10 protein-coding genes are annotated in these 9,377 nt (G+C 49.8%); all 10 read left to right on the top strand.

What is annotated here, in order from left to right; genetic code table 11:
- Window positions 1–604, top strand: a 604-nt coding sequence (gene pilM / locus VGJ94_05165; protein ID HEY3275989.1) for a pilus assembly protein PilM, incomplete at its 5' end; no start/stop codon positions are given.
- Window positions 601–1,134 carry a PilN domain-containing protein gene (locus VGJ94_05160; GenBank protein HEY3275988.1) on the top strand — a complete coding sequence of 178 codons (534 nt, stop codon included), beginning with the start codon at window positions 601–603 and terminating at the stop codon, window positions 1,132–1,134. The genes pilM and VGJ94_05160, both read left to right, overlap by 4 nt.
- The gene (pilO, locus tag VGJ94_05155; GenBank protein HEY3275987.1) at window positions 1,131–1,730 is read left to right on the top strand and encodes a type 4a pilus biogenesis protein PilO; all 600 of its coding nucleotides are present in this window, start codon (window positions 1,131–1,133) and stop codon (window positions 1,728–1,730) included. Before VGJ94_05160 ends, pilO begins: the two co-directional genes overlap by 4 nt.
- Window positions 1,731–1,741: 11 nt before the next feature.
- On the top strand, window positions 1,742–2,182 hold the full coding sequence (locus VGJ94_05150) for a pilus assembly protein PilP (protein HEY3275986.1): 441 nt from the start codon (window positions 1,742–1,744) through the stop codon (window positions 2,180–2,182).
- A 10-nt stretch (window positions 2,183–2,192) separates the two neighbouring features.
- Window positions 2,193–3,641: a type IV pilus secretin PilQ gene (gene pilQ / locus VGJ94_05145; GenBank protein HEY3275985.1), complete on the top strand. Its 1,449-nt coding sequence runs from the start codon at window positions 2,193–2,195 to the stop codon at window positions 3,639–3,641.
- Between the two features lie 23 nt (window positions 3,642–3,664).
- A complete protein-coding gene (locus VGJ94_05140; GenBank protein ID HEY3275984.1) occupies window positions 3,665–4,978 on the top strand; it encodes a hypothetical protein in 1,314 nt (437 codons plus the stop codon).
- Between the two features lie 148 nt (window positions 4,979–5,126).
- Window positions 5,127–5,717, top strand: a complete 591-nt coding sequence (locus VGJ94_05135; protein HEY3275983.1) for a pseudouridine synthase — start codon at window positions 5,127–5,129, stop codon at window positions 5,715–5,717.
- A gap of 518 nt (window positions 5,718–6,235) precedes the next feature.
- Window positions 6,236–7,507 carry a TolC family protein gene (locus VGJ94_05130; protein ID HEY3275982.1) on the top strand — a complete coding sequence of 424 codons (1,272 nt, stop codon included), beginning with the start codon at window positions 6,236–6,238 and terminating at the stop codon, window positions 7,505–7,507.
- Window positions 7,507–8,586: an efflux RND transporter periplasmic adaptor subunit gene (locus tag VGJ94_05125; GenBank protein HEY3275981.1), complete on the top strand. Its 1,080-nt coding sequence runs from the start codon at window positions 7,507–7,509 to the stop codon at window positions 8,584–8,586. Before VGJ94_05130 ends, VGJ94_05125 begins: the two co-directional genes overlap by 1 nt.
- Window positions 8,583–9,377: efflux RND transporter permease subunit (locus VGJ94_05120; GenBank protein HEY3275980.1), on the top strand; the 795-nt coding region annotated here is incomplete at its 3' end. The genes VGJ94_05125 and VGJ94_05120, both read left to right, overlap by 4 nt.

The following is a 9,377-nucleotide window of genomic DNA, read 5'->3' as shown; positions in this document are numbered from 1 at the left end:
AGAGATCGTTGACGCCTACACGAGAGTTTTCCAGATGGCGGGCCTCAGCCTGCAGTTCCTTGATGTAGATGTCTTCGGCATCACGAACCTTATCGAGCAGATTTACAACCCGAGGGACATTTCCGTGGTCGCGGTCGATATAGGGGCCTTCATTACCAATATTGCCATAATGAAAGACGACACCCTCGAATTTACGCGGGAAGTCCTGGTGGGCGGGAGCCAGCTTACCCATCAGATAATGAAGCTGACGGGATGCTCCCACAGGGAAGCCGAAGAGGCCAAAAAGACCGGAAGCGAGGATATAGGGGCGCTCTGTGACACTTTTGTTTCGAACATCTCGGCGGAGATAAACAAGACCGTCAACTTCTATGCCTCCACGAGACCCATGGAGAGAATAGGGAAGATATTTCTCACAGGAGGCTCGTCCCGGATTAAAGGACTTTCCGATTCGGTGGAAGCTAATACGGGGATAGAGGTGGAATTTTTGAACCCCTTCCTTTTTTTAAATGACAGCCCGGACGGTGGGATGGAGAAGAGGGACCTCGAGGAGGTTATTGCCGTCGCCCTTTACCTCTCTTCAAGAATTGTGGATATGTCCCTATGATAAAGATAAACCTCCTTCCAAGGAAGCCGAAAAAAGGGACCCTGAAATACAAAGTTATCATCTCTATATTGGTAACCCTCATAAACGGCCTCGCATTGGGGGGGCTATTTTATTCCAACATGCGGCAGATCGAAAATTACAAGGTCATGAGCGCTTCGGTGAAAAGGGAAAAGGCGAACCTCGAACCCATATACGCAGAATACCTCAACCTGGAAAAAGGAAAGAAAGACACGGAGAGAAGGATAAAGGCGATCGGGAACCTGAAAGAGGGCAGGGCGCTTGCAGCAAGGACGCTCTATGACCTCACGGCGGTCGTGAGAGAAAGCCTCTGGCTGAAAAGTTTCCGTAAGACCCAGAACCGTTTCGAGCTCGAAGGACGCTCCCTTGAAAACGAATCCATTTCAAACTTCATGGAAAGTCTCTCCCGAATCCCCTATATGACCAATGTAGAGTTGAAGAATGTGGAGGATGTGACTGACGAGGGGATCGTGGTCAAAAAATTTCTGATACAAGGTAATATCGGCCTATGAAAATGGATTTAGGGCTTGAAGCGCTGGGCAGGAAGATCGGAAATGTTGCGGCTACCTACCAACTCGTGATCGTGATCGCTCTCAATCTTGCGATTTTCGGCGTAGTCTTCTTTCTGACTATACGACCCCAATTCGAGGAAAAACAAAAAGTGGCGACCCAGTATCAGGAGGCAAAAAGAGATCTCGACAGGATGATAGAGATAAAAAATAATATGCCCCGCTACCGCAGTGAATTCGTCAAGCTGAGAGAACAGCTCGACGGCATACTGAGACAGCTTCCTGAGACAAAAGATATCCCTAATCTCCTGAGAAGCGTCTCCGCGGTTGGAACCGAGAGCAAGGTCAAGGTTACCTATTTTGAGCCCGGGACGGTTCAGAACAAAGAGTTTTACGGGGAATTTCCTTTTAAGATCAGATATAACGGACCATTTCATAATATAGGCTATTTTTTTGACGGCATACGGAAAGCGGACCGTATGATCGATATCACCGATTTTTCACTTGCCGCCAAAGGCCCCGCGAACAAGATCGTCCTGGAGGGGGAATGCACCGCAAAATCCTATATCTATACAGGCCAGCCACCAAAGGGAAAGTGAGAGGAGCCCCTATGAAAGGAACCTCCCTGGTTATTCGATGCATTGTAATCGCCCTGATGCTGCTGATGGTCACCACCGGCCTCTCCTATTCGGTTGAACAAAAGGGGCCTGCCCCGCAGGGGGTCAACATATCCGATTTCTCCTATTCTTCTGAAAACAGGAGAAATCCTTTTGAGCCCGTGAACCTGCTCAGGGCAAAGCAGAAAAGGGACGGAGGAGAGGCGAAATCCGGGTATGAGCTCGAGGAGCTGAGATTTGTGGGCGAAGTCAAATCGGATAATAAACGGTTCGCCATGATGGAAGATATGCAGGGCAAGGGGATAATGTTGAAAAAGGGCGATTTTCTGAACAAGAACCTCTGGGTACTCGATATTCCGCCGGGCAAGGTTATTCTGGGCTACAAGCTAAAAGGGGAGATCAAGAAGATTGATATCGATCTCCCGAAGAAATAGAGGGTGACGCATGCATAAGCAAATAGTTGCATTATCGATCCTGCTCCTCCTGTCGGCGCCGCTGGTTTCGGAGGGGCAAACCATGAAAAAGGTTACTCCCAAGGTCTCCTTCGATTTTATGGATGCCGATGTGAGAAACGTGCTGAGGGCCCTCTCCGACATATCGGGCCGCAATATGATTATCGCCGACGACGTGAAGGCCAAGGTGACAGTCAAGCTCGAGAACGTCTCGTGGGACGAGGCCATGGATATAATCGTCAAAAATCACGACCTCGCCATGCTCGAAGAGGGAAAAATCATCAGGATTATGACGTCGAAGAAATTTTTCGAGGAGAAGGAGAAAGACAAGAAGGAAAAGCTTGCCGTCCTGACGGAAAAAGAGATGAGAGAGAAATTGGAGGACGGCTTTGTCACTGAGACCGTGTTTCTCAATTATGTCGACGCAATAGACGTGGAGAGGATGATACGTGGCATACCAACGCCCGGAACGGGCACCGTGGCAGTCCCTGCGGGCGGCGCGGGGGTGCGAAGCCTGCTTACGCCGAACGGATCGGTGACACTCGTGAAATGGACCAATGCATTGATTCTCAAGGACACGAGGGATAATGTGGACCAGCTCAAGAGAAGGATCAAAGAGCACGACATCAAGCCTTCGCAGGTGCAGATAGAGGCGAGAATCGTCCAGGCAAGCACCAGCGTCATCAAAGACCTGGGTGTGCAGTGGGGGGCGAGCTATTCGAGCAGGGTCCGCGGCCAGGATTATGTCCTGGGCGGCGGCAAGACGGCGACGACCTCGAATACTTATACCCCGACGATAGGCATGGTGGGACAGAGGGATGGATCTACATTCCCCTACAATGTCAATCTTCCTGCCGCCGTAGGCACGGGCTCCGGTGGGATTCTCGGGGTCTTCATCGGGAACGGCCGGGATAGCCTCAATCTCGATGTGCAGTTGAGCGCCCTGGAATCGGAAGGGAAGGTGAGGATTATCTCCCACCCCAAGGTGGTAACATCGGACGGCAAGGCAGCCAAGATCAATCAGGGAAAACAGATACCCTACCAGACGGTCTCGATGCAGGGCACTCAAACCCAATTCGCCGACGCCTATCTCGGTCTCGAGGTGACGCCCCAGGTAATACTGAGAGACGGGACTATAAGGCTTAAAGTGCGGACCACGAAGGACTCAGCGGATTTTACCAATCAGACGGTGGCGGGACCGACCATAGACAAGAGGGAGGCCATAACCGAGATAATCATCCGTGACGGTGAGACTGCCGTTATCGGAGGGATTTATGAGACTACCGAAAACATTAGTAATCAGGGTGTTCCCTTTCTGAGCAAAATACCCGTGATAAAATGGTTATTCAACAGGGATTTCAAGAGCATGGAAAAATCGGAGCTTCTCCTCTTCATCACCCCCATGATACTGAGAAATCTTTATTCCGAGGCCGATAAATGAAAATGAGAACCAAGGGGAGACATATGCGGAAGATTTGGGCGGTCCTGACGGCGCTTGTCCTGGCATGGGGGTTTTCCGGCTCCTGCCTTTCGGCGGATTATGCCACAGGACAGGTAACCTCGGCGATCCTGCTCCAGGAGAGGATCAATCTTACCGTTGCCGATAAAGCCATCACGAGCCTGGGTACGAGGGACGGACTCATAAAGGGTGATATTCTCGTGATCGCACCCACCCCGGATGTAGGCCTGGCTAACCCTATTGCCGAATGCGCCGTGATCTCTTTGGTAGATGAGGGATCGAGTGTATGCCAGATTATCAAAGCCCGGGTCGAAGTCCAAAGAGGTAATTTCGTTTCCATCGAGAAACTGAGAAGGGTGGATGAGAAGTTTTATCCCCTCCTTTACAATATGGTGGCCCGGACCGTAGATCCTTATCAACCGCACAAGAAAGTACACGTCTATATTCATGATATCTTCGACGAGCATAACAGTGTAACCGCCCTTTCCAAAAGAATACAAAAAGGACTTGAATCCACATTCTCTCAAAAGGCCAGGATCAGGCTGCACAAGGATATGGGCGTGAAAGACTTTATCTTCTATCCTTCGAGTTATCGTGACACGGCTATCACCCTTAACCAGGCCATGCTTCGGGCTGGAGTGGATGTGGTGATTTCAGGCACTTACGCACTGAAAAACGGAAGTCTCCACGTTACTCTCTATAGATTCGATCGTCTTTTCGGGGAAGAGGGCATGGCTTTCCGTTCGACACTCACCTCCCTGTCGGACCTTAGCGAGGCCGGCGAGATCGTGCAGCCCTTCAGGCCCATAGAGAAGAAAGAATATATCTCCGCCAAAGTAATCCTTAAAAGCCGGCAATACATCCCCGACAGGAATGAGATTGCAGATATCATTACTAATGAGGCCAATGGCGACGTCTTCAAAGTCAATGCCCTGAGGAGGACCGGATTCAATATCATAAGTCCGGTGGATGTGGCAATAAAGGTGGACAATGTAAAACTCAATTTAGGGGCAAAAGATGATATAATAATACCGGCGGTGGAAAAAGGGATTCATCGGGTGAGCGTCTCATTCCGCCGGGGTTATTTTGCAAACAATAGAAATTCCTTACTTTATTCTTCTACGAGAGACATAGAGAAGGAGGTAATGGTAAATATTGACAAAGATGGCGATTTATATGTGGAGGTCCATCTGAACCCGTCCCTTGAGAAGGAAAATATCGATTTCAGGATCTATAAACAGACAGAGAAGACTCGTCTGCTCCTCAAGGCCGTACACAGCCTGGAGTCCGGCAAGGCAATAGAATATTTCAAAGATTAGAGGGGTGCGTCACGGGATGGAATCGATCAGGCTGTCAGTATTTTTAGCTCGCTGTGGAATTGCCTCGCGGAGAAAGGCAGAGGATATTATTGCGAGAGGTCAAGTTAAAGTTAATAACATTGTGATATTAGAGCCTCAGCATCAAGTAATGCCTGAGAAAGATGTTGTAACATACGAAAAGCAAATCCTTAATGACAATACCGCTAAACTTTACATCGCTCTTTACAAGCCCGTAAAAGTACTTTCCGATCTGAAGTTTGATGACGACAGGGTGATTGCGAGAAATCTCCTGCCCATAGAGGGCCGGTTGTTTCCGGTGGGGAGGCTCGATTATCATTCCGAAGGGTTGATGCTCTTTACCAATGACGGGGAATTTGCGAATCATGTCGCCCACCCGAAGTTTCAGGTCGAAAAGGAATACCTCATCAAGATCAAAGGGTCCTTCGACAGGGAAAGTATGAAGCAGATGAAACAGGGCGTGCTCATTGACGGCTCCCTTCATAAGGTGGAGGACGTGGGCTACGTGAAAACTTCCCTTCAAAATAGCTGGTACCGCGTGGTAGTCAGAGAAGGCAAGAACCGGATGATCAGGAAGATCGGAGAGAAGCTGGGGCACCACGTCCTGAAGTTGAAACGGATCAGGATCGGAAACATTACTCTCGGAGATCTGAAGCCGGGAGAATATCGCTACCTTGAAGATTATGAAGTACGGGAAGTGAGAAAAACATTTTTGAGTTGACATGGCCCCGAGATAAGATTAGAGTAATTTCGGCTATGTTTAGCTCAAAAGTCACGATCCGGGTTATCGCGCTTACTTTCGCGGCAGTCTTTTTGGTCTCCTTTCTGACCGTGGAGACTTACCAGAGCCATGGCTATTCATGGCTTCGTTATCCCGGATTCTTAGAAGCAAATGCGGAGATCGCGGTCGCAGGAATCGACTGTGATCTCGCGCAACGAAGCGGTATTGAGCAGTATTGCGCTTTTCCTTACCCCTCTCCTTTTATTAGTCAGAACACGCTTTTCCTTCACATCTGTCGGGGACCCCCCTCACACGTATAACATAAGATATTCACCGTCTGCCGGACAGGTCTGCTTTGAATGTCTGTCGTGACCGGTCTTATAACTTATGATCATGTTCGGGTAACAGTCGTCGCCTTCGGCTATGGGACCGGCATGTCCGGCACCCGTTATTACTAAAGTCAAGAAAACCTGTAAAGGGCAGAAGCATGGCCCGGGGCCTCCTTAAAAGAGATGAAAATGAACAAGTTCAGGCAGGAAAGAATTATGAACCGCAGTGCCGCCAATAGGATTGTCATGATCATCCTTCTGCTCTCCGTGATGTGTGCAGGGAATGCAATGTCGGAAGAGATCACCATGGAAGATGGCCTGGCAATATTTTATCTAAATAATTATGACATCATCGTGAGCAAATATGAAGTAGATCGGGCATATGCCGATTTCGTGACCGCGAGGCTGAGGCCGAACCCCAATCTCACAATGGCCTATACCAACCTTGCCATGAGCAAGTGGCAGACGAACAGGTGGGACAATACACAGATGACGGTGCGGATCGATCAGTTAATAGAAACAGCAGGGAAGAGGGGACTCCGTACAAGCGTTGCGGGAGAGGCGCTCGAGGCTTCCAGGCTTACCCACAAGGACGTAATAAGGAACCTCCTCATAGGTTTTTATGGCATTTATTACAGCCTTCACCAGGACATGATCAACCTCCAGTTCGCCCGGGGCGAGTTAAGCCGGTACGACAGACTCCTCTCCGTGGCAGAAAAAAGGTTTAATGCAGGTTTTATCACGCTCATCGATTACACGAAACTCAAGATTGCGAGAATCGATCTCGAAAACAACGTGACCAACCTCACGACGCAATTGAATAATAATGTGGAATCCTTCAATTTCCTGCTCGGAGCACCGGTAAAATATACCCCAAAAAAGCAGGAGATGAAAGAGGAGTTCCGGGAATACCCGGTTGCGGAGCTTTTGGAGAGGGCATATGAGAACAGGTTTGATTACTTGTCCGCCCAAAAACAGCTCAAGGCAGCGGATTATTCATTATCACTTGCAAAGGCACAGAGATTCCCGGATGTGACCCTCGGGGGCGAATGGGATTCCACGGGAAACCCCGCCACAAACGGCATCGGGTTCGGTTTCAGCGTACCCCTTCCGATTTTTAACCGGTACCAGGGAGAGATACTTAAACGCAAGGCGGAATATAAACAGGGGGAGGTATTCATATCCCGGATAAAGGCCCGGATCGGGACAGAGCTTAACCAGGCCCTCAATACGTATAAATCCGGTGTAGTGGTCTTTACGTCCTATAAGACGAGGAAGGCCGAGATGGAAGATCTGCTCCGAAACACGGAAAAGGCTTTTTCTCTTGGGGGCATCACGGTTCTTGAACTGCTGGACACCCAAAAGACCTATCGCGACTTTATCACCAAATATAACCAGGCCCTCACACAGGCTGTTCTCAACAAAGACCTGCTTAAGGTCTATACAGGGGAAATTAAATAATGAAACGTACTCTCCTTTTAACCATTCTAATACTGCTGGTCCTTTCCTTCGGGGGGTGCAAAAAGGTCCCTTCCAAAACCACCGTGGAAGAAGAGGGCAGCCTCAAAACCTTCAAAGTCTCCACAAGCGGCGTCACCACCTACATTGAAGCCACCGGAAGCGTTCAGCCGGACCTCCAGGGATCGTCGAAAATCCTCCCCTATCTTTCCGGGACTGTTCACAAGATCTTCGTGAAACCGGGAGACAGGGTGGCAAAAGGCGACGCCCTGGCCACGGTATTATGTCCTGAAGTTACCGACACCTATTCCGCATATCTCAGCGCCCTTTCGCAGCTCACCCAGGCGGAGAGAATATATAATCTCAATAGCCAGCTTTTTGAGGTGGGGGCAGTCACCAAGAACGACCTTCTTAATAGTGAAGCAACAAAGAGGCAACTGACCGCGGTCCTCGACGGGATGCGGAGTAAACTCAGGATCTATGGTTACTCCATGGAGGGGGAGACGGCAATACGAAAGCCCGCCTCCGACACGGTGATCATCAAGGCGCCCATGAACGGTTACATTGCCGATGTGCAAACCCACGTAGGAGACAAGGTCGATGGTACGAGTCCCATCATGACTATCGCCGATCCTGAGAATATCCTCATTGTAGCAAATATTTATGATACGGATGTGCCAAAGGTCAAAAAGGGAAGCAAGGTGACTTTCTATACCGATGTCTTTCGCAACGTGCAATTCGAGGGGATCATCACTTACGTGAGCGACGTTTCCGATCAGGATGCCAAGACAGTGAAAACTTATATAAAATTGGTGGGAGGCAAAGAATATTTCAAGCAGAACATGTTCCTTAAGCTGATGATCGAGCATGAAAAGAAGCTCCTTCCCATGATACCCCAGTCCGCCATGATCTATCGGGAGGGCAAGTTCTATGTCTATTGTCCGGTGAAAGGAAAGGGAAAGATGTGCGAGATAAAGGAGATTAAGCCTTTCCGGGAGGTCTCGGGCAAATATATGGCCGTAGAAGGCCTTGAAGAAGGGCAGGAAATCGTTCTCTCCGCAATCGAGCTAGAGAAGCCATGAGAAAACTGACCGTTTTTGTCACCACCCACAGCGGACTTTTACTGGTCCTCGTTCTCACCACCTTCGTTCTCTCGCTCTTTGTGGTGAAGGACCTGAACGTGGAGGCCTTCCCTGATCCTTCGCCTCCCATGGTCCAGATTGTCAGCATCTATGAAGGTAAGTCGGCCGAAGAAGTGGAGAGGCGAATCACCATTCCCATCGAAGTCGGCCTTGCAGGCATGAGGGGGCTCGAGAGGATCAATTCGGCCTCTCTCTATGGTTTATCCGATGTGAAATGCAAATTTTCCTATGAAATGCCTTATCGGGAAGCCCGCCAGGAAGTCATCAACCGGCTTTCCGACATATCCCTTCCGGACGGCGTTCAGCCGAACCTTATCCCGAGCCCCATGGGCGAGGTGATGCAATACATCCTGTATGGGTCGAACAATTTGATGGAGCTCAGGACGCTTCAGGACTGGACCGTGGGGAGGCACCTCAAAACGGCCCAAGGCGTAGAGGATGTTGCCAACTACGGGGGTTACATCAAGGCCTATGTGGTGAAGGTACTACCGGAGGACCTCATAAAATACGGCATTACCCTGTCCCAGGTCCTGGATGCCCTGGCGAGGTCGAACGTGAGCGTCGGAGGGAGAACCATCGAGCTTGGCGATCAATATTATATGGTCCGCGGCCTCGGACTCATCAAGGGACTCGGGGACATAGGCAATACCATCGTTACCTATAAAAACGGCAAAGCCATACTGATCGAGAATATCGCTGAAGTTGCCCTCGGGAACAAGCCCAGGACAGGC

It is taken from the genome of Syntrophorhabdaceae bacterium (assembly GCA_036504895.1).
In the GTDB taxonomy this organism is placed as follows: Bacteria; Desulfobacterota; Syntrophorhabdia; order Syntrophorhabdales; family Syntrophorhabdaceae; genus PNOM01.
This window is presented reverse-complemented; position numbering and strand designations above follow the sequence as displayed.

What these genes read in the sequence shown, in the direction of transcription:
- VGJ94_05160 (HEY3275988.1), top strand. Translation starts at nt 601, where the DNA reads ATGATAAAGATAAACCTCCTTCCAAGGAAGCCGAAAAAAGGGACCCTG.
- VGJ94_05140 (HEY3275984.1), top strand. Translation starts at nt 3,665, where the DNA reads ATGCGGAAGATTTGGGCGGTCCTGACGGCGCTTGTCCTGGCATGGGGG.
- VGJ94_05130 (HEY3275982.1), top strand. Translation starts at nt 6,236, where the DNA reads ATGAACAAGTTCAGGCAGGAAAGAATTATGAACCGCAGTGCCGCCAAT.
- VGJ94_05150 (HEY3275986.1), top strand. Translation starts at nt 1,742, where the DNA reads ATGAAAGGAACCTCCCTGGTTATTCGATGCATTGTAATCGCCCTGATG.
- VGJ94_05125 (HEY3275981.1), top strand. Translation starts at nt 7,507, where the DNA reads ATGAAACGTACTCTCCTTTTAACCATTCTAATACTGCTGGTCCTTTCC.
- pilO (HEY3275987.1), top strand. Translation starts at nt 1,131, where the DNA reads ATGAAAATGGATTTAGGGCTTGAAGCGCTGGGCAGGAAGATCGGAAAT.
- VGJ94_05135 (HEY3275983.1), top strand. Translation starts at nt 5,127, where the DNA reads ATGCCTGAGAAAGATGTTGTAACATACGAAAAGCAAATCCTTAATGAC.
- pilQ (HEY3275985.1), top strand. Translation starts at nt 2,193, where the DNA reads ATGCATAAGCAAATAGTTGCATTATCGATCCTGCTCCTCCTGTCGGCG.